The 381-nt window shown below is 38.1% G+C and carries 1 protein-coding gene; it reads right to left on the minus strand.

What is annotated here, in order from left to right; all coding sequences use genetic code 11:
* Positions 1-188, minus strand: a 188-nt coding sequence (locus EIZ48_RS29320; protein ID WP_205298668.1) for a hypothetical protein, incomplete at its 3' end; no start/stop codon positions are given.
* Positions 189-381: the final 193 nt, after the last annotated feature.

A 381-nucleotide genomic window follows, 5' to 3' on the forward strand; every position in this document is an offset into this window, starting at 1 on the left:
TCATCTTCACTCTCAGACTCAGTTAGATCTTCAGTTTTAACTGAAAATATTGACTCAGTTTTAGCTGATAGAATCGATTCAGTTTCAGACTCTGAATCATCCTTGGCCATAAAGGAGGTATAATTTTCTCTCTCCCCCTCAGATTTGTCACCTTCAGATTCACTTGTGTCGCTCAATGTTGCTACCATTGCAGTTTTTCCTTTCTTTAAGGTGTTTGCACATTCTCTTTGAATATGACCAAAACCCTTGCATTCTCTACATTGAATCCCTCTAGGTTGATCATCTTTCTTCTCACTGGTCTTCCACCCTTCAGTCTTATTCTCATACTTTCTTTCTTGAAAGTTTCCTTTCTGAAAAGGCTTAACAGTTCTTTTGTCACCA

The sequence above is a fragment of the Photobacterium alginatilyticum genome (assembly GCF_009910675.1).
Classification (GTDB): Bacteria; Pseudomonadota; Gammaproteobacteria; order Enterobacterales; family Vibrionaceae; genus Photobacterium; species Photobacterium alginatilyticum.